We start from the raw sequence: 17,985 nt of genomic DNA, 5'->3' as shown, positions 1-17,985 counted from the left end.
CCGAATCAGGCCGGGGCAGACGTGCGGATCAGGTGATCAAAAGCACTGAGGGAAGCCTTTGCGCCCTCGCCTACTGCAATCACGATCTGCTTGTACGGTACCGTCGTCACGTCACCGGCAGCAAACACGCCGGGCAGTGACGTCTCGCCACGTGCATCCACGATGATCTCGCCACGTGGCGTCAGTTCCACGGTGCCTTTGAGCCAGTCGGTGTTGGGCAACAGGCCGATCTGCACAAAGATCCCTTCCAGGTCGATGGTCTTGAACTCACCGCTGTCGCGATCCTTGTACGCCAGGCCCGTGACTTTTTGACCGTCACCTTTGACTTCACTGGTCAGGGCGCTGGTGATCACGTCCACGTTCGGCAGGCTGTACAGCTTGCGCTGCAATACAGCGTCGGCGCGCAGCTTGCTGTCGAATTCCAGCAAGGTCACGTGGCTGACGATACCGGCCAGGTCGATGGCGGCTTCAACGCCGGAGTTACCGCCGCCGATCACCGCTACGCGCTTACCTTTGAACAATGGGCCATCGCAGTGCGGGCAGAAGCACACGCCTTTGGCTTTGTATTCTTGCTCGCCCGGCACACCCATTTCACGCCAGCGGGCACCGGTGGCCAGGATTACGGTCTTGGACTTGAGGGTCGCACCGCTTTCAAAACGGATTTCGTGCAAGTCACCTGCATTTTTCGCCGGCACCAAGGCGCTGGCACGCTGCAGATTCATGATGTCCACGTCGTACTGACGCACGTGGGCTTCCAGGGCGCTGGCCAATTTAGGGCCTTCGGTTTCCTGTACCGAGATGAAGTTCTCGATGGACATGGTGTCCAGCACCTGACCGCCAAAGCGCTCAGCGGCGACACCGGTACGGATGCCCTTACGGGCAGCGTAGATGGCTGCGGAAGAACCGGCTGGGCCACCGCCGACGACGAGTACATCAAAGGCGTCTTTGGCGCTGATTTTCTCGGCAGCTTTTTCGATACCGCTGGTGTCCAGTTTGGCGAGGATTTCTTCCAGGCCCATGCGGCCCTGGCCGAAGTTCACGCCATTGAGGTACACGCTCGGTACCGCCATGATCTGGCGTTCGTCGACTTCAGCCTGGAACAGCGCACCGTCGATGGCGACGTGGCGGATGTTCGGGTTGAGCACGGCCATCAGGTTCAGCGCCTGGACCACGTCCGGGCAGTTCTGGCAGGACAGCGAGAAGTAAGTCTCGAAGTTGAACTCACCCTTGAGGGCACGGATCTGTTCAATCACTTCGACACTGGCCTTCGACGGGTGGCCACCGACTTGCAGCAGGGCCAGCACCAACGAAGTGAATTCATGGCCCATCGGGATGCCGGCGAAACGCAGGCTGATCTCGGCACCCGGGCGGTTGATGGAGAACGACGGCTTGCGCGCATCATTGCCATCGGTTTTCAGGGTGATCAGCGTGGTGAGGCTGACAACATCCTGCAAAAGGGCAAGCATTTCCTGGGATTTCGCGCCGTCATCAAGGGAGGCGACGATCTCGATCGGCTGGGTGACCCGTTCCAGGTATGACTTCAACTGAGCTTTAAGATTGGCGTCCAACATACGGGCGATTTCCTATTAATTCGGTTTATTGCAGACAAAAAAACGCCCGAGCGAATCTCGCCCGGGCGTTTTGGGGGCGGATGCAGCTTACTTAAGTGCGGCGTACCGCCCTTGCGACTTCACAGACTTAGATCTTGCCGACCAGGTCCAGGGACGGCGCCAGAGTGGCCTCGCCTTCTTTCCACTTGGCTGGGCACACTTCGCCTGGGTGGGCAGCGACGTACTGGGCCGCTTTGATTTTGCGCAGCAGTTCGGAAGCGTCACGGCCAACACCACCGTCGTTCAGCTCAACGATCTTGATCTGACCTTCTGGGTTGATCACGAACGTACCGCGGTCTGCCAGGCCAGCTTCTTCGATCAGCACGTCGAAGTTACGGGAGATGGTCAGGGTTGGGTCGCCGATCATGGTGTACTGGATTTTGCCGATGGCTGGCGAAGTGTTGTGCCAGGCAGCGTGAGCGAAGTGGGTGTCGGTGGAAACGCTGTAGATTTCGACGCCCAGTTTCTGGAATTCGGCGTAGTTGTCAGCCAGGTCTTCCAGTTCGGTTGGGCAAACGAAGGTGAAGTCGGCTGGGTAGAAGAACACAACGGACCACTTGCCTTTCAGGTCAGCGTCGGACACATCTACGAAGTTGCCGTTTTTGTATGCAGTCGCTTTGAACGGTTTTACTTGGCTGTTGATGATAGGCATCGTTGACTCTCCGTCAGGGGTTAAGAAGTTGATGAAGTGAATCCTACCCACTCTCTGGCCCGATGGCTCATTGGCAAACCTGATGCTGACGATTGGTTTTCCCTATCAGGTAACTGTATTAATAGAAGAAATCTCAAATCAGCGGCTGGGTGGCCAATGTCATGCCGAGAAAGGGCGTCGCTTCAACATAGCGCATGGCGGATTTCATGTCGTTCCAGCCGACGTAACTCATCAGCGACTTCAGGTCCCAACCGCTACGGTGGGCCCAGGTGGCGAAGCCTCGACGCAGTGAGTGACTGGTGTATTGATCTGCGGGGATACCCGCTCGCTCCAGCGCCTGGCGTAACAGCGGGATGACACTGTTGGGATGCAACCCCTCCTCCCCCAGGTTGCCCCAGCGGTCAATCCCACGGAATACCGGGCCGCGCACCAGTGCCGAGGCGCTGAGCCACTCGCTGTAGGCCTGCACCGGGCAAAGCCTCAGCAGCGCGGGTGTTTGGTAGGTCTTGCCGAGATTGTCGCGGTCACTCTTGCTGCGCGGCAGGTACAGGCTGATGCCAGCCCCGGGCACTGCTTGAACGTGCTGGATTTCCAGGCGACAGAGCTCGTCGCTGCGAAAGCCGCGCCAGAACCCCAGCAAAATCAGCGCCATGTCGCGCTTGGCGCGAAGCAAGCCAGGCATGTCCTGGGCATCACTCGCCACCTTCGCTTCAACCTCTAAAGATGCAACCACCTGCTCCAGATGCCTGAGCTGCAAAGGCTCGGCCTGTTTTTCCCGCGCCGGGTGCACCGCGCGAATCCCCTTGAGCACCTTGCGCACCATCGGGGCCTTGGTCGGGTCTGGAAACCCCTGGCTGGTGTGCCACTGCGCCAATGCTGACAGCCGCAACTTCAAAGTATTGACCGCCAACACCCCAGCATGCGCCACCAGGTAACGCGCCACGCTGTCGCTGGTGGCAGGCAGGAACCCGCCCCAGCTCACTTCGAAATGCTCGATGGCGGCGCGATAGCTGCGGCGAGTGTTGTCGCGGGTGGCCGCGCTTAGGTAACGATCCAGATCGCTCATGAAGGGCCTATTCGTACTGCCATTGGGCACTGCGTGCGAAAAAGCACGCCTGACACGGGATAATACGCCAATATCCCATCTGTTAAATCATGATTTTTAATAGGTTTTTATTAATGATATAGTACGTATTTACATAGTACGTACCACACCATCAAATCGACGGAGACTCCATGGCACGCGGCGGCATAAACAAAGCGGTAGTTCAAACGGCACGCCTGGCCATCCTGGCCCGCGGCGAGAACCCAAGCATCGACGCGGTACGCATCGAGATGGGTAACACGGGCTCGAAAACTACAATTCATCGGTACCTGAAGGAACTGGACGAGAGCGAAACCCGCCTGACCATCACCGAGGCGCCCATCGACGACGAGCTTGGCGAACTGGTGGCGCGGCTGGCCCAACGCCTGAAAGAAAAGGCCCAGGAGCCTATCGACCTGGCCCTCGCACAATTCGAGCAACACAAAGCCGCCCTGCTCGCCCAGCTGGAAACGCTGGAAGCAGCCCACGGCCAGCTCAAGCAGCAATTTGATATTCAAGCTGCCGCCCTGGCTGAAGAAAGCGCCGCCCTGCAAACCGCCAGCACCAGCCTGCAAACCGAACAGACCCGCAATGCCGGCTTGAGCCAGGCCTGCAGCGACTATGAATTGCGGATCAACGACAAGGACGAGCAGATTCGCTCATTGGAAGAAAAGCACCTGCACGCCCGGGACGCGCTCGAGCACTACCGCAACGCCATCAAGGATCAACGTGAGCAGGAGCAGCGCCGCCATGAGGGGCAGTTGCAGCAGGTCCAGGCAGAACTGCGCCAGGCCCAGCAGAGCGCGCTGGTGCGCCAGGACGAAATCACACAGTTGCACCGCGACAACGAGCGCCTGCTGATCGAGCACCGGGTGACCGCGAAAGAATTGGCTGCGCTGCAAGAGCAAACCCGAAAAGACCAGGCCCAGCAGCGCAAGTTGAGCGAACAGGTCAGCCAGATCGACAGCGAACGCACCCTGCTCCAGGAGCGCTTACGCGTTGCCGTGCTGGAAAGTCAGTCGCGCCAAGAGGCGCTGGCAACTCACCAGCAGGCCAATAAAACGCTGGAGCTGGACCTGATCAAGGCCCAGGCCAGTATCGAGGCGCTGCGTCTGGCGGCCGTCGTTGCAACGACGCCAGAGCAGACACCGCCAGCCTGATCAGCCGGCCACAGGCGTGCGCATAGTGACGAACTCTTCCGCCGCCGTCGGGTGCACGCCGATGGTTTCATCGAAATGCCGCTTGGTCGCGCCCGCCTTGAGCGCGATCGCCAGGCCCTGCACGATCTCGCCGGCGTCGGGGCCGACCATGTGGCAACCCAGCACCTTGTCGGTGTCAGCGTCTACCACCAGCTTCATCAAGGTTTTTTCCTGGCAGTCGGTCAGGGTCAGCTTCATCGGCCGGAAGCGGCTTTCGAAGACCTGCACGTTATGGCCGTTCTTCTTCGCCTCTTCTTCGGTCAAGCCCACCGTGCCGATGTTCGGCAAACTGAACACCGCCGTCGGAATCATCGCGTAATCCACCGGGCGGTACTGCTCAGGCTTGAACAGGCGACGCGCTACGGCCATGCCTTCAGCCAGGGCAACCGGCGTCAACTGTACCCGACCGATCACATCCCCGATGGCCAGGATCGACGACTCGGTGGTCTGGTACAAGTCATCCACTTCCACGAAGCCGCGCTTGTCCAATTTGACGCCGGTGTTTTCCAGCCCAAGGTTATCCAGCATCGGGCGGCGGCCGGTGGCGTAGAACACGCAATCGGCTTCCAGTACACGACCGTCCTTGAGGGTGGCCTTGAGGCTGCCGTCCGCTTGCTTGTCGATGCGCTCGATGTCTGCGTTGAACTGCAGATCCAGGCCGCGCTTGGTCAACTCTTCCTTCAGGTGCGTACGCACCGAGCCGTCAAAGCCACGCAGGAACAGATCGCCGCGATACAACAGCGAAGTCTGCGCACCCAGCCCGTGGAAAATGCCGGCGAACTCGACGGCGATATAGCCGCCCCCCACCACCAGCACACGTTTTGGCAGCTCTTTCAGGAAGAACGCTTCGTTGGAGCCAATGGCGTGCTCGCGCCCCGGAATCTCCGGGATCTGTGGCCAGCCGCCAGTGGCAATCAGAATGTGCCTGGCGGTGAAACGCTCGCCATTGATTTCCACCTGGTGCGGGTCGACCAGGCGCGCATGGCCTTCATGCAGGGTCACGCCGCTGTTGACCAGCAGGTTGCGGTAGATACCATTGAGGCGGTTGATTTCGCGATCCTTGTTGGCGATCAGGGTCGCCCAATCAAAGTTCGCTTCACCCAGCGACCAGCCAAACCCGCTGGCCTGTTCGAAGTCTTCGGCGAAATGTGCGCCGTACACCAACAGTTTTTTCGGCACGCAACCGACGTTTACGCACGTGCCGCCCAGATAGCGGCTTTCGGCTACCGCCACCTTGGCACCAAAGCCCGCAGCAAAGCGTGCAGCACGAACACCGCCAGAACCGGCGCCAATTACATACAGGTCAAAATCGTAGGCCATTTCACTCTCCTCGGCAGAACATCAGCATACCGACTTACGTGGGGCTGAAAAACGAAAAAGCCACCCGTAGGTGGCTTTTTACTTGGCGGGGCTGACTGAACTCAGTAGGCCTTGCCGGTCTTGTAGAAATGCTCGAAGCAGAAGTTGGTTGCTTCGATGTAGCCTTCAGCGCCACCGCAGTCGAAACGCTTGCCTTTGAACTTGTAGGCAATCACGCAACCGTCTTTGGCTTGCTTCAACAGGGCGTCGGTGATCTGGATTTCACCACCCTTGCCTGGCTCGGTTTCTTCGATCAGCTTGAAGATGTCCGGCGTCAGGATGTAGCGACCAATGATCGCCAGGTTCGACGGGGCATCTTCCGGTGCTGGCTTCTCAACCATGTCACGCACGCGGATCAGGCCATCGCCGATTTCGTCGCCCGCGATCACGCCGTATTTGTTGGTTTCCGAAGGGTCCACTTCCTGGACCGCAACGATGGTGCAACGGTATTTCTTATACAGATCAACCATCTGCTCCAGCACGCCTTTACCGTCCAGGTTGACGCACAGGTCATCCGCCAGGACCACGGCGAAGGGTTCGTCACCGATCAGCGGGCGGCCGGTCAGGATCGCGTGGCCCAGGCCTTTCATCTGGGTCTGGCGGGTGTACGAGAACGAACATTCGTCCAACAGGCGACGGATGCCGACCAGGTATTTTTCCTTGTCGGTGCCCTTGATCTGGTTTTCCAGCTCGTAGCTGATGTCGAAGTGGTCTTCCAGCGCGCGCTTACCACGGCCGGTCACGATGGAGATTTCATTCAGGCCGGCATCCAGTGCCTCTTCGACGCCATACTGAATCAGTGGCTTGTTCACCACCGGCAGCATCTCTTTGGGCATGGCTTTGGTCGCTGGCAAGAAGCGAGTGCCGTAACCGGCTGCTGGGAACAAGCATTTCTTGATCATATAAGTCCTTACTAAAGGGCTGTGCGTACGGAATTCGGCGCAGTCTAATCAGGCCGCAGTCACCTTACAATGGGTCCTGCTGGCGTTGCGATGTCATCATAGAGAAAAAATGTCGGCGTAAGTTCCGCTAATCCTACGAAGAGCTTCACTTGCACCACGGCAAAATCATCCTTTACCCCTGTATCTAAAGGGCTGCAACCGTTTTAGCATGCTTTTGGGTGCGCAGCACTGACCTGCAACAACTTACGCTTTCCCATGGCATTTGGCGCTATCATGGCCCGCTTGAACCAGACCACGAGATTGATAGATGTCCGAACCAAAAGGCGTAAACGGCTACTTGATCACGAAGCGAGCAGACGGCTGGCACCTGATCAACTTCCACGGCGACAGCGTTGCCGGGGCTTTCGCGACCGAAAGCCAGGCGATTGCAGTGGCCGAAGTGTTCGTGGATGAAGCAGGCCACGCGTCGAGCAAACGACCTAAAGGCAAGTAAGCCTAAAGGCCACCTAGAAAGCCCCGTTGATCGGGGCTTTTTTGTGCGCGCACGCTTCTCACCGCCAAACCTTATTTGCCTAACATCGAACTTTAGTTGAGATGAATGCAGGAGCCACCATTGCATTCACATAACTGTAATCCCATTCTTACGACTAACACACCGTATAAACCCAAATCAACAATTGCCGCGTAGTTAATATCCTACAGCCAAAACTTTAGTTTTGGCAAATAGCCATATTCCACCTACACATTCCGATACATCCAGGCTACGCAACTAAGAGAATCCGGCGACTTACTTTTTAAAGTTCAGACCGGACAATTGCCTGGCTTCGGAAAAACCCTGAACAGGCAATACAACTAGTTGGAAAACTTAAAACTTTCCACGTTCCAGTCGAGGGCGGGGCCGAAGCATTAATACCAGCATCGCAATGGTATCGACCCTTGCAGTATGCCTGGAAAGTCCTGCACGCAACTGTGACGGGATTGACTGATGACTTTCACTTATAGATGGGTTTTTGCAAATGAAAACTGAAATGAAAACTGCGCTGTTGTCTCTCGGGCTGTTGATGGGATCGATGCCTGCCGTTCAAGCGGCGGATGGAACCGTTACGTTTTACGGCTCGGTTCACTCTGGCGCCTGTTCTATCAAGCCTGAATCCGTAGATCAATCAGTTAACTTGGGGGCCATCGCAAAGCATCAACTGCAAGCCGGAGGCAAATCCAGCGCCCGGCCTGTACGCATCGAACTTGAAGGCTGCGACCTGACAGGCCTTACCGACAACACGGTAACGACCACCTTCACGGCGGCGCCATCGACCGTGGTTCCTGGTGCGATCGGCACCGTCGGGGGCGCGGGCAACATCGGCATCATGATGACCCATGGTGGCGCGCCTATCGCGCTGGGTACGCCGACGCGCCCGCAGGCCATTGTCGCCGGTGAAAACACCCTGGAATTCGGTGCCTATGTACAGGGTGCGGCCACGGGCGACGTCGTCCCCGGTGATTTCACCGCAGTCACCAATTTCACCCTGGCTTATCAGTGAGTATTCCCCCCCGCCATCACAGCGGCGGGGGGAACTGGCGGGAGATAACGGTGAAAACATTCAAAAACCTCGCTATTACCAGTTCACTGATGATGTCCATCGGTCACGTACTTGCCCAAGGTCAAGGCGACGGGATTGTGACGTTGGGCGGAGAGATCATTGATTCCGCCTGCGGGCTGGAGCTGTCCAGCGTCGATCAGACAATCGAAATGCCTCCCGAGCCCATCGGCCGGCTGTTGCGAAATACGCTGGGCGCGCCACACCCCTTTCAACTGCGCCTGGTCAATTGTTCATTGACCCGCCCTGATCCGAATCGCCCAGGCGCCACCCTGCCTGATTGGGAACATCTGCGGGTGACGTTTGATGGCCCCCCTGACAGAGACGGTCGCTCCTTCGCTGCCACAGGTTTGTCCCAAGGCGTGGCGTTTCATATTTGGGATTCCACAGGCCAGGAAAGTGTCCCGGGCGAGCGCATGGCCCCACACCCCTTGAATGAAGGTGACATGACACTGAACTACACGCTTCGCCTGGTCGGCAATGGGTTGCAGATATTACCCGGTGCGCACAGTGCCGCGGTGCGATTCAGGTTGGAATACTTTTGAATATTAATGGGTTGCTTTTATGCTGAATGCATCGAAGATAAAAAATACATTACGCCCAAGTTTAGTATTTGGCGGCTTGATATCCATGACAGGGACTGCACTGGGTGCTGGGGATATCGAATTCAATACTGATGTTCTTGATCTCAGTGATCGCTCCAACATTGACTTGTCCCAATTTTCACGCAGCGGGTTCATTCTGCCGGGCACGTATTCAATGACCGTACAGATTAACAACCAACCTATAGCAGAACAGTCCGTCGCGTTTTACCCACCCGACGATGATCCTAAAGGGAGCCAGGCTTGCTTATCGCAAAGCATAGTTGAGCAATTGGGGTTGAAATCTTCAAGCATTGAACAACTCAACTGGTGGAAACAGGGTGAGTGCCTGGATATTCAAGAGCTGACCGGAGCGGAAGTCAGTGGTGACCTGGCAACTTCCACACTCAATATTAATTTGCCCCACGCTTATCTTGAATACAGCGCCATTAATTGGGACCCCCCTTCTCGCTGGGACGAAGGAGTGCCTGGCCTGCTGATTGACTACAACATGACGGCGCAAACCGGCTACCAGAAGGATGACGGAGCCCGCACCAACTTCAGTGGTAACGGAACGGTGGGGGCCAATGCCGGTGCGTGGCGTTTGCGGGCTGATTGGCAAGGCCGTGTCGACCCTGACCGGGCGGACTCGGCCGAGCGCCGTCAGCGGCTGGAGTGGAGCCGTTACTACGCTTATCGCGCCATCCCGCAATTGCAGGCCCGATTGATTGTGGGTGAAAACTACCTGTATTCGGATCTGTTCGACAGCTTCCGCTTCACCGGTGCCGCACTCAATTCGGATGAAAGCCAGTTGCCGCCCAACTTGCGTGGTTACGCCCCTGAGGTGGTGGGCGTGGCCAAAACCAACGCCAAGGTCATTATCAGCCAGCAAGGCCGCGTGCTGTATGAAACGTTGGTCGCAGCGGGGCCTTTTCGCATTCAAGACCTCAATGATGCCGTGACCGGTCGCCTGGATGTGCGGGTGGAAGAGCAGGATGGCTCGGTACAGACGTTCCAGTTCGATACGGCTGGGGTGCCTTACCTCACACGACCAGGGCATATTCGCTACAAAGTGGCGACGGGGCGTCCGTCCAATCTGCACTACGGCGCCGAGGGTGACTTTTTTGGCACGGGTGAATTTTCGTGGGGTGTCAGTAACGGCTGGTCGCTGTATGGCGGCGGTATCACGGATAACAACTACGGCGCGCTGTCTGCCGGGGTTGGCCGCGACTTGTTGGCCTTCGGTGCGCTCTCGCTGGATGTCACTCAATCTCGTGCACAAGTATGGGGTGAGTCGCTCTCGGGCAAATCGTACCGCCTTCAATATTCCAAGCATTTCGAGGAGTACGACAGCCAAGTCACCTTTGCTGGGTATCGGTTTTCCGAGAAGAACTACCTGAGCATGAGCGAATACCTGGACTCTCGTCATTACGGCATGAATGGCGAACTCGCCGGGCGCGACGCCAACGGCGACCTTCTGAAAAGTTGGAGACCGATCGGTGATAGCAAGGCGTTGTATACCGCGACGCTGAACAAGCAGTTTCGTGACCTAGGGGCCACGGTGTACGCCAGCTACAACAAACAAACCTACTGGGGGCGCTCGGCCACCCAGCGTTGGAACCTGTCGGCATCTCGCTACTTCAATGTAGGCACCGTCAAAAACCTGAACGTATCCCTGAACCTTCATCGCACCCAAGACTACAACTACAAGAACAACGGTGTCTCGTTGACAATCAGCCTGCCGTTTGGGCCCACCGGCACACTGTCGATGGACGCCAACCGAGTGTCAGGCAAGAACAGCCTCGGCACGCGCTACAACGATCGCCTGGATGAACGCAACAGTTACCAGATCAGCGCCAGCGACAAGTCCGCCAGTGGCTACTTGAATCATATCGGCAATTTGGCTGACGTTGACCTGGCCGCAAGCAAGCAAGAAGGCGGTTACTCAACAGTCAGCGTATCGGCTCGCGGCGGTGGCACGCTCACGCCGCATGGCGCAGCACTGCATCGCACCAACAGTACTGGCGGAACCCGCCTGATGGTTGATACCGGCGGTGTACCCGATGTGCCCGTGCGCGGTTACGGCACGCCGACCCGCAGTAACGCCTTCGGCAAAGCCGTGATCGTCGACGTAGCCAGCTATTTGCGCACGGCCGCCAGCGTCGACCTGGAGAACTTGCCGAGCAATGTCGAAGCCACTCAATCCGTCACACAGCTGACGCTCACCGAAGGTGCTATCGGTTACCGGTCCCTCCAGGTGATCGCTGGTGAAAAAGCCATGGCCGTTCTTCGCCTGCCCGATGGCAGTTCACCGCCCTTTGGCGCCACCGTGAAAAACGTAAAACAACAGGACACCGGCATCGTGAACGATGGCGGCAGCGTGTACCTGAGTGGCATCCAGGCCGGCGGACAAATGGTCGTCAGCTGGGGGGGCACCGAACGCTGCATCCTCAACCTCCCCGACGTGTTGCCCGCCGACGGTTTGAGCGATGCCCTGCAACTGGGCTGCCGGATGGTGGCCGCTGATCAATCCTTACCTGAGCCCGCGACGTTGACCGGCAAGCGTGCCAAAACGGAGAACACATCCTCATGAACCTCAACACACGTTTCACCTGTCAGGCCCTGACCTTATTGGCGCTGGGTTTGAGCCACAACGCCAACGCTGCGGTGGGCCTGGACCGAACCCGCGTGATCTTTGATGGTGGCAAAGACGCTACCAGCGTGAATATCACCAACAACAACACCCAATTGCCGTATTTGGCCCAGGGGTGGATTGAGGATGAGGCGGGTAAAAAAATTACGTCCCCCTTGATCGTGTTGCCACCGGTCCAACGGTTGGAGCCGGGAAAACAAAGCCAGCTGAAAGTGCAGGCCTTACCGGCCGCCAAGACATTGCCGCAGGATCGAGAGACGGTCTACTACTTCAATTTGCGGGAAATCCCTCCACGCAGTGACAAACCCAACACCCTGCAAATCGCGCTGCAGACCCGAATCAAATTGTTCTATCGGCCGCAAGCCATTGCGCCAACCCAGCAGGACTTGTCCAACCCATGGCAGGAAAAGCTGACCCTCACTCGCGAAGGCGAGCGCTACCAGGTGAACAACCCGACGCCCTACTACGTCACCCTGGTCGATGCGCGCAGCGCCAAGGACGGCAAAACCTTGCCCGGTTTTGAACCGCTGATGATCCCCCCGAAAGGCTCGCTGGCCCTGGGGCCCAGTGCCAAGGCGCTCGGTGCAACCCCGCATTTGGCCTATGTGAACGATTACGGCGGACGCCCACTGATGGCTTTCACCTGCAGTGGCAACACCTGCAAGGTCAACGCGCAAGCACCATCACTTAATGAGTAGTGCCTGGCACCGGAGAACGTCATGAAGTTGCATAGCATGAAGGTCCTGGGCGCTCTGCTGCTGACCTCTATGGGGGGAGCACAGGCTCAGGAGGATGATGTCGAGGGTATGAGCGGGATGCTGAACATCAGTGGGTCCATGCACGAAACCCCTTGCAGCCTGGAAATGACATCACTGCATCAAGCCATCGATCTGGGGGCCTTTTCGACCAGCCAATTGCAGCGCCCTGGCGACCAGGCGAACCCGATCGCGTTCCAGTTACGTTTTGCCGATTGTCAACGCAAAGCCGGCGGCATCCGCAGTGAACGCATGGGAAACCTGGTGTGGAGCGCATTCCAGCCGGTGGTGTCGGTAGCGTTTTATGCGCCGGCTGATGCCGATGACCCCCGGTTGGTCAAAGTACAAGGCATCAGCGGAATGGGCCTGCAATTGACCGATGCCTTGGGGCGCGATGTACAGCTGGGCTCAAGGGGCGAACCTCTGTTCCTTCCTCTGGGCAGTAATACCCAGACGTGGAAGGTCCAGCCCACACGCACCTCCGCCCAGCTAACCAGTGGGGCATTTCGGGCCGTGGTGGATTTCAGGCTCAACTATGAGTAAGGGCACAACGATGGCGAACTCAACTGGCCCCCGGGCCGTTCTTATAGGAGGCAGCCTGCTATGGGCTGTTTGCCAGGGTGTGCAGGCCGAGACCAGCCTGACCATTCGCGCGGTCATCATTGCGCCTCCGCCCTGTGTCATCAACAGCGGCACCACGCTCAATGTGCCGTTTGGCAATGACCTGCTGACGTCGCGAGTGGACGGCGTCAATTACCGTCGGGATGTGCCTTACACCGTCACCTGCAACTCCCCCTTCAGCAATGCGCTGACGCTGGAGCTCAAGGGAACGGGAGCGGCGTTTGACAGTGCCGTGCTCATGACGCGCAAGGCCGATCTTGGCGTGAAGCTGTTCGTCAATGGTGCGGTCTGGCCGCTGAACCGTGCCGTGAATTTTACCTACCCAAATATCCCTGTCGTGCAGGCGGTGCCGGTGAAACGTGCAGGCAGCAAACTGACCGGAGGGGCATTTGATTCAACCGCCACCCTGGTGGTCGATTATCAATGAAAAGGAATGATCAATGAGAAGCTGGCAACAGCGAGCGCTGCTCGCCTTGTGCTCCGTCGGCCTGTGCGGTGGTGCATCGGCCAACCTGACGTTCAGCGGAATCTTGAACGAACCGCCGCCTTGCACCATTGATGCAGGCAACACGATTGAAGTGGACTTTGGCGATGTGGCCGTAAAGCGCGTCGACGGTGTGAAGTACCGCAGGTCGGTCCCTTACACCATCAACTGCGGCCCGGCCACCCTTCCTTGGGCCCTTAGGTTAAGCGTCAACGGCACACCCACGGCATTTGATGGAGCCGCGGCACAGACCAATGTGCCGGCGCTGGGTATCCGGGTCTTTCAGAACAACCTGCCGTTTTCACTCAATACGCCAATGGACATTGTCCTCTCGACACCGCCGACACTGGAAGTCGTGCCCGTCAAACAACCCGGTGCAACGCTGCCCCCTGCGCGGTTTGCAGCGGTGGCCACGCTGTTGGCTGAATACCAGTAGGAACCACGTCTATGCGACACGAAATGGATCAAAAAAGGTGGGCCTGTGCCTGGCTGGCGTTGCTGCTGACCTCCGGGTTGACGGCCGAGGGGAATGCTGCAGACAACCTGAGTTTCAAGGGCAACCTGGTTGAAGAGGCGTGCACGATCCGCCCGGGTGACGATGCGATCACATTGGAACTCTGGGACGTGACCAGCAAGCACCTTTACCTCAACACGCGCACGCAGGGCAAGGGGTTCAAGGTGCATCTGGAGAACTGTGATACCGCGATTGGAGACTCAGTCACTATCCTGCTCGGCGGCGCGGAAAACACGCGGCTGCCCGGACTGTTCGCGCTGGACGGCGGCAGCGCCGCCACCGGCATCGGGCTTGGTATCGAGACGGCAAACAACAAGCTGTTACCCGTCAATACCGTCAGCGACAAACAGGTACTGAGCACTGGCAGCAACGTGATTGAGCTCAAAGCCTATGTGCAGGGCGAACCGGATGCGATCAGGGATCAAACCATTGGGCACGGCGGGTACACGGTGACTTCGACGTTTACGCTGGACTATCCGTAACAGCCTCAGACAAACCCAACATTTCTCCCAAGCGGCTTAACACGACCGAGAGTTGGTTCAAGCGCGCCCTGGCAGAGAAAAGAAGAGATCAACATGAAACAACTTTATGGCGCCATGGCGCTGCTTGTCCTCATCGGTGTGAGTACGACTGCAAGAGCAGTAGATTGCCGCGTGAATGGCGGAGGGTGGATCAGTGTCGGAGGGGGTGGAGCGATCAACCTGCAGGTGCCCGTAAACGTGCGGCTGGACACTGCGCAAAACCGAATAATGCTCGAAGGTGCCCGGCTCGAATGCCGCTACACCATTGGCCCTCAGACCCCGTCCGCAGGCATCGACTACTGGTCAACGGGCAACGGTTCACCCTGGACGCCCGGTCCAAAATTCGCTTCTGAAGGTACGGGCTTGCGAATCAACGGCGTATTTCGCAATACCCCGGTTCCAATCGGCATTCTGGCCTCTACCATGCCTGACAATGCAATCACTTATCCCATCGATATAGCGCCTTATATTTTGATGCGCAGCACGCCGGGAAACCCTATTGATATTCGCATAGGCGACACCCTCGGGATCCTGCGCATGGTCCAGACCAACAATACGGGAAGTGGCTCGGCGCAACTCACCCTGACCTACAGCGCCAGTAACAACTTCACCGTTTCACCGTCGACCTGCACGATCAATAACAACAGCCCAATCGTGGTGGATTTCGGCAACGTCCATCAACGCGCGATAGGCACCGACCCGCTGACCAGTTCCATTCGCACTAATCGCAGGCTGACTTACTCCTGCCCGAACGGCGGGGTCACCCTGCCCATCACTATTACCTACAAAGGCACGCCCTCCTCTTTTGATTCGCGCCTACTAAGAATGACCAACAGCGACGTGGGTACGGCGATGGTGCGCGCGGGGTCGGCCGTCCAGGTCAACGGTTCATTCAGGACCCAGATAACCAACAGTACGGGCGGGGACGATGTGACGTTCTCCCTGGTGCGGCGCAATGGGTCGCTGCCCGCTGCCGGCGCCGTCAGCGGCAGTGGTGTACTGGTGATGGGCGTGCCGTAACGCCCATCAACGGCCGAAGCTGCGCAGTCGAAGGCGTTTATTCTGGAGACTGCGTATCTGGCAGATGGCTATAATCTCGCACAACCGCCCCACGACAGTGTCAGCGCCCCTCCACCTCGACGACGACCCCACCATGAACAAGATACTGACGCTGGCTGCAGTAATGGTCCTGATGACCGGATGCACCACCACTTCCGACACGTACCTGAAAAACGGCGAGCAAGGCCTGACCATCGACTGCTCCGGCGAAGCCAACTCCTGGGCCAGTTGCTATGAAAAGGCAGATGCTTCCTGCGCCGGCACCGGTTACCGCATCGTCGGCACCGAAGGCACGCCTTCACTCAAAGAGGACGAAAAGACCCTGGGCAAGGACGTGGGCAACTACAAAACCCGCAGCGTGGTGGTGGTCTGCAAGTAAGCCCTAGGGCTATAGGTGGATTTCAGCGAACTTGATGCCCAGCCCGCGCAGGGTTTCGATCAGCTCATCCAGTCGCGCAAATGATTCCACCTCGTCCTGGTCGTCCACCAGGAAGTAACTGCGGCCGCCGCTCTTCTTGAAAAACACGATCCACTCACCCAAGTCAGCCGGGTTCTGGATGACATGGGTGGCTGAGATCTGGCCGTCGGCATGGCGCGCCCTGACGTGTTCACGTTTCATGAGATTTTCCCGATCTAAAGACAAATGCCGCGCAACCCTTAAGGTTGCGCGGCATTTTTGTATGCATTACCCGACAGTTTAACGGATGCCCTGCCCGATCAGCACGCCTTCAACGGTTTGCCCGTACAGATTGACGCCGTCATTGGCATGAAACTTCACACGGGTTTTCTCAATCGAGCCCTCGATCAACCGTGGGTCTTGCGGCCGTTCGTGGCTGTTGAGGTAGGCCGCCACATCCCAGGCCTGCTCATCACTCAGGCTGCCCCCCTTGCCCAGCGGCATGTTGTGCTTGATGAAGGACGCCGCCGTATTGATACGGTGCATGCCTGCGCCCCAGTTGTAGGAGTCTTTGCCCCACAACGGTGGCATGACGTAGCTGTCGCCAACCTTCTGCCCCTGCCCTTCGGCGCCATGGCACACCGCACACTGGTCTTTGTACACCTCTGCTCCCCTAGCCAGGCTGTAGCCTTTGGCGGGCTGCGCCACATCCGGATACCCACGTCCTGGCAGCTCGACACCCAAAGGCGCCTTGCTGGCCAGCCAATAGGCGTACACCGACAGCGCGGTAACTTCGGGGCTGTCCGCCGCAGGTGGTGTGCCACCGTTCATGCTGAACTGGAAACAGCCTTGCAAGCGTTCGGCAAAGGTATTGACCTTGTCGTTCTTCTTTCGATAGGCCGGGTACATCGGGTAAGCGCCCCACAGCGGTGCCGAATTGGCCAGCCGTCCCTGGTCCAGGTGGCAGTTGCTGCAGTTGAGGCCATTGCCGACAAATTGCGGTGCCAGCCGTTTGGTGTCCACAAACAAGGCGTAACCCTGCCTGACCAGCTTGCCGTAGGCGTTGTCGGGCAACTCGCTTTCCTGAGGTGGCTGGAACGTGGCGGAGACTGGCGATGCGGCGGGGTGCAACTGCGACTGGTCTTCCATGGCGATCGTCGCCGCATGCGTCGGCAGTGCAATCAGCCAGCCGAATACAGGCGCAAACATAAAGGGCTTCATGGCTTGACCTCCTGCTGCAGCGACGCGAAATACTGCGCGACACCCTGCACTTCTTCCGGGGTCAGCGCCTTGGCGATATGGCCCATCAGGTCATTGGGGTCATTGCGCCGCGCGCCGGTCTGCCAGGCGACCAATTGCGCGGTGAGATAGGCGGCCGGCTGACCGGCCAACGGCGGGAACGCTCTCCCCACACCTACACCTGCCGGGCCGTGGCAACTGACACACGCAGGAACCTCGCGCTCCCATGCACCTTGCAACGCAAGTTTTTGCGCAGCTGTACTCGGCATTTCGCTGCGGTGCACGGTTGCGGGCGCGGGTGCAGGCATCGCCGCCAGAGCTTGGCTCAGTGCAGAAATTTCCGCCTCGGTCAGGGCTTTCGCCAGCGGCTGCATCACCGGATTGCTGCGTGCCCCGCTGCTGAAATCTGCCAGCTGCTTGCGCACGTACTCGGCCGGCAACCCTGCCAATCGCGGGAAGCCCGCAGCGGCCATGCCCAACCCGTCAGCGCCATGGCAGGCGACACAGGGCATCGCGCCTGGCTGTGACCCGCCTTCGTTGAATATCTTTTTACCATCCAGCGCATGCGCGTTGCCCAATAGCAACAGCAGCGCACCTCCCAGTAGAACTCGCTCAAACGACATCATCACGACTCCATTCTTATAGTTATATGCTTAGGCCTTAAGCGCATAAGCCTACAAATGGTAGGGTAATGATCTGCTGACGACAACCGTCAAAACTCACGCATTAAAAAGCCCGGCCCCCGCTGTTGTGGGGCCGG

20 protein-coding genes are annotated in these 17,985 nt (G+C 58.2%); 12 read left to right on the top strand and 8 right to left on the bottom strand.

Features of this window, described 5'->3' with window-relative positions:
- Positions 1-5: 5 nt before the first annotated feature.
- The 3 genes from ahpF to HX792_RS10630 all read right to left on the bottom strand — a co-directional run bounded on the left by ahpF (position 6) and on the right by HX792_RS10630 (position 3,328).
- Positions 6-1,571, bottom strand: coding sequence for an alkyl hydroperoxide reductase subunit F (gene ahpF, locus HX792_RS10640; protein ID WP_176996037.1), 1,566 nt, complete (start codon positions 1,569-1,571; stop codon positions 6-8).
- Positions 1,572-1,698: 127 nt separating this feature from the next.
- On the bottom strand, positions 1,699-2,262 hold the full coding sequence (ahpC, locus tag HX792_RS10635; protein ID WP_010210361.1) for an alkyl hydroperoxide reductase subunit C: 564 nt from the start codon (positions 2,260-2,262) through the stop codon (positions 1,699-1,701).
- Positions 2,263-2,395: 133 nt separating this feature from the next.
- Positions 2,396-3,328 (bottom strand): site-specific integrase, encoded by a 933-nt coding sequence (locus HX792_RS10630; RefSeq protein WP_176996036.1) that lies wholly within the window; start codon positions 3,326-3,328, stop codon positions 2,396-2,398.
- Between the two features lie 170 nt (positions 3,329-3,498).
- Here HX792_RS10630 and HX792_RS10625 point away from each other — a divergent pair, with 170 nt between their 5' ends.
- Positions 3,499-4,506 (top strand): DNA-binding protein, encoded by a 1,008-nt coding sequence (locus HX792_RS10625; RefSeq protein WP_176996035.1) that lies wholly within the window; start codon positions 3,499-3,501, stop codon positions 4,504-4,506.
- On the opposite strand, the gene gorA is transcribed toward HX792_RS10625, so the two are convergent.
- Together gorA and galU are read right to left on the bottom strand one after the other, a co-directional pair.
- The gene (gene gorA, locus HX792_RS10620; RefSeq protein WP_176996034.1) at positions 4,507-5,865 is read right to left on the bottom strand and encodes a glutathione-disulfide reductase; all 1,359 of its coding nucleotides are present in this window, start codon (positions 5,863-5,865) and stop codon (positions 4,507-4,509) included.
- Positions 5,866-5,966: 101 nt separating this feature from the next.
- On the bottom strand, positions 5,967-6,806 hold the full coding sequence (gene galU / locus HX792_RS10615; RefSeq protein ID WP_071484119.1) for a UTP--glucose-1-phosphate uridylyltransferase GalU: 840 nt from the start codon (positions 6,804-6,806) through the stop codon (positions 5,967-5,969).
- A gap of 307 nt (positions 6,807-7,113) precedes the next feature.
- On the opposite strand from galU, the gene HX792_RS10610 reads away from it, so the two are divergent.
- The 11 genes from HX792_RS10610 (at position 7,114) to HX792_RS10560 (ending at position 15,968) form a co-directional block, all read left to right on the top strand.
- Positions 7,114-7,299: a hypothetical protein gene (locus tag HX792_RS10610; RefSeq protein ID WP_029294643.1), complete on the top strand. Its 186-nt coding sequence runs from the start codon at positions 7,114-7,116 to the stop codon at positions 7,297-7,299.
- A gap of 523 nt (positions 7,300-7,822) precedes the next feature.
- Positions 7,823-8,344 (top strand): fimbrial protein, encoded by a 522-nt coding sequence (locus HX792_RS10605; RefSeq protein ID WP_256349829.1) that lies wholly within the window; start codon positions 7,823-7,825, stop codon positions 8,342-8,344.
- A gap of 50 nt (positions 8,345-8,394) precedes the next feature.
- Entirely contained in the window at positions 8,395-8,946 is a 552-nt protein-coding gene (locus HX792_RS10600; RefSeq protein WP_176996033.1) for a fimbrial protein, read from the top strand.
- A 19-nt stretch (positions 8,947-8,965) separates the two neighbouring features.
- Positions 8,966-11,575 (top strand): outer membrane usher protein, encoded by a 2,610-nt coding sequence (locus tag HX792_RS10595; RefSeq protein WP_176996032.1) that lies wholly within the window; start codon positions 8,966-8,968, stop codon positions 11,573-11,575.
- Positions 11,572-12,333: a fimbria/pilus periplasmic chaperone gene (locus HX792_RS10590; RefSeq protein WP_176996031.1), complete on the top strand. Its 762-nt coding sequence runs from the start codon at positions 11,572-11,574 to the stop codon at positions 12,331-12,333. Before HX792_RS10595 ends, HX792_RS10590 begins: the two co-directional genes overlap by 4 nt.
- 21 nt (positions 12,334-12,354) lie before the next feature.
- A complete protein-coding gene (locus tag HX792_RS10585; protein ID WP_176996030.1) occupies positions 12,355-12,933 on the top strand; it encodes a fimbrial protein in 579 nt (192 codons plus the stop codon).
- Positions 12,934-12,943: 10 nt separating this feature from the next.
- Positions 12,944-13,438: a fimbrial protein gene (locus tag HX792_RS10580; RefSeq protein ID WP_176996029.1), complete on the top strand. Its 495-nt coding sequence runs from the start codon at positions 12,944-12,946 to the stop codon at positions 13,436-13,438.
- 13 nt (positions 13,439-13,451) lie between these two features.
- A complete protein-coding gene (locus HX792_RS10575; RefSeq protein WP_176996028.1) occupies positions 13,452-13,931 on the top strand; it encodes a fimbrial protein in 480 nt (159 codons plus the stop codon).
- Positions 13,932-13,942: 11 nt separating this feature from the next.
- A complete protein-coding gene (locus tag HX792_RS10570; protein ID WP_176996027.1) occupies positions 13,943-14,491 on the top strand; it encodes a fimbrial protein in 549 nt (182 codons plus the stop codon).
- 93 nt (positions 14,492-14,584) lie between these two features.
- Positions 14,585-15,550, top strand: coding sequence for a fimbrial protein (locus HX792_RS10565; RefSeq protein ID WP_176996026.1), 966 nt, complete (start codon positions 14,585-14,587; stop codon positions 15,548-15,550).
- A 133-nt stretch (positions 15,551-15,683) separates the two neighbouring features.
- Positions 15,684-15,968, top strand: coding sequence for a hypothetical protein (locus HX792_RS10560; RefSeq protein WP_176996025.1), 285 nt, complete (start codon positions 15,684-15,686; stop codon positions 15,966-15,968).
- Positions 15,969-15,977: 9 nt separating this feature from the next.
- Here the strand turns inward: HX792_RS10560 and HX792_RS10555 are convergent, their stop codons facing one another.
- From HX792_RS10555 to HX792_RS10545, 3 genes are all read right to left on the bottom strand, one after another.
- A complete protein-coding gene (locus tag HX792_RS10555; protein ID WP_176996024.1) occupies positions 15,978-16,208 on the bottom strand; it encodes a hypothetical protein in 231 nt (76 codons plus the stop codon).
- Positions 16,209-16,286: 78 nt separating this feature from the next.
- Complete coding sequence (locus HX792_RS10550) at positions 16,287-17,207, bottom strand: c-type cytochrome (RefSeq protein ID WP_176996023.1); 921 nt, start codon at positions 17,205-17,207, stop codon at positions 16,287-16,289.
- Positions 17,204-17,851, bottom strand: coding sequence for a c-type cytochrome (locus tag HX792_RS10545; protein ID WP_176996022.1), 648 nt, complete (start codon positions 17,849-17,851; stop codon positions 17,204-17,206). Before HX792_RS10545 ends, HX792_RS10550 begins: the two co-directional genes overlap by 4 nt.
- Positions 17,852-17,985 lie beyond the last annotated feature (134 nt).

The organism is Pseudomonas sp. B6002 (assembly GCF_013385985.1).
Lineage (GTDB): Bacteria > Pseudomonadota > Gammaproteobacteria > Pseudomonadales > Pseudomonadaceae > Aquipseudomonas.
Note: the sequence above shows the minus strand (reverse complement) of the source record. Positions and strands in the feature narration are given on the sequence as shown.

Bases quoted from the DNA above. Each gene is read 5' to 3' on its own strand.
- ahpF (WP_176996037.1), bottom strand. From the start codon at position 1,571: ATGTTGGACGCCAATCTTAAAGCTCAGTTGAAGTCATACCTGGAACGG.
- ahpC (WP_010210361.1), bottom strand. From the start codon at position 2,262: ATGCCTATCATCAACAGCCAAGTAAAACCGTTCAAAGCGACTGCATAC.
- HX792_RS10630 (WP_176996036.1), bottom strand. From the start codon at position 3,328: ATGAGCGATCTGGATCGTTACCTAAGCGCGGCCACCCGCGACAACACT.
- HX792_RS10625 (WP_176996035.1), top strand. From the start codon at position 3,499: ATGGCACGCGGCGGCATAAACAAAGCGGTAGTTCAAACGGCACGCCTG.
- gorA (WP_176996034.1), bottom strand. From the start codon at position 5,865: ATGGCCTACGATTTTGACCTGTATGTAATTGGCGCCGGTTCTGGCGGT.
- galU (WP_071484119.1), bottom strand. From the start codon at position 6,806: ATGATCAAGAAATGCTTGTTCCCAGCAGCCGGTTACGGCACTCGCTTC.
- HX792_RS10610 (WP_029294643.1), top strand. From the start codon at position 7,114: ATGTCCGAACCAAAAGGCGTAAACGGCTACTTGATCACGAAGCGAGCA.
- HX792_RS10605 (WP_256349829.1), top strand. From the start codon at position 7,823: ATGAAAACTGAAATGAAAACTGCGCTGTTGTCTCTCGGGCTGTTGATG.
- HX792_RS10595 (WP_176996032.1), top strand. From the start codon at position 8,966: ATGCTGAATGCATCGAAGATAAAAAATACATTACGCCCAAGTTTAGTA.
- HX792_RS10590 (WP_176996031.1), top strand. From the start codon at position 11,572: ATGAACCTCAACACACGTTTCACCTGTCAGGCCCTGACCTTATTGGCG.
- HX792_RS10585 (WP_176996030.1), top strand. From the start codon at position 12,355: ATGAAGTTGCATAGCATGAAGGTCCTGGGCGCTCTGCTGCTGACCTCT.
- HX792_RS10580 (WP_176996029.1), top strand. From the start codon at position 12,944: ATGGCGAACTCAACTGGCCCCCGGGCCGTTCTTATAGGAGGCAGCCTG.
- HX792_RS10575 (WP_176996028.1), top strand. From the start codon at position 13,452: ATGAGAAGCTGGCAACAGCGAGCGCTGCTCGCCTTGTGCTCCGTCGGC.
- HX792_RS10570 (WP_176996027.1), top strand. From the start codon at position 13,943: ATGCGACACGAAATGGATCAAAAAAGGTGGGCCTGTGCCTGGCTGGCG.
- HX792_RS10565 (WP_176996026.1), top strand. From the start codon at position 14,585: ATGAAACAACTTTATGGCGCCATGGCGCTGCTTGTCCTCATCGGTGTG.
- HX792_RS10560 (WP_176996025.1), top strand. From the start codon at position 15,684: ATGAACAAGATACTGACGCTGGCTGCAGTAATGGTCCTGATGACCGGA.
- HX792_RS10555 (WP_176996024.1), bottom strand. From the start codon at position 16,208: ATGAAACGTGAACACGTCAGGGCGCGCCATGCCGACGGCCAGATCTCA.
- HX792_RS10550 (WP_176996023.1), bottom strand. From the start codon at position 17,207: ATGAAGCCCTTTATGTTTGCGCCTGTATTCGGCTGGCTGATTGCACTG.
- HX792_RS10545 (WP_176996022.1), bottom strand. From the start codon at position 17,851: ATGATGTCGTTTGAGCGAGTTCTACTGGGAGGTGCGCTGCTGTTGCTA.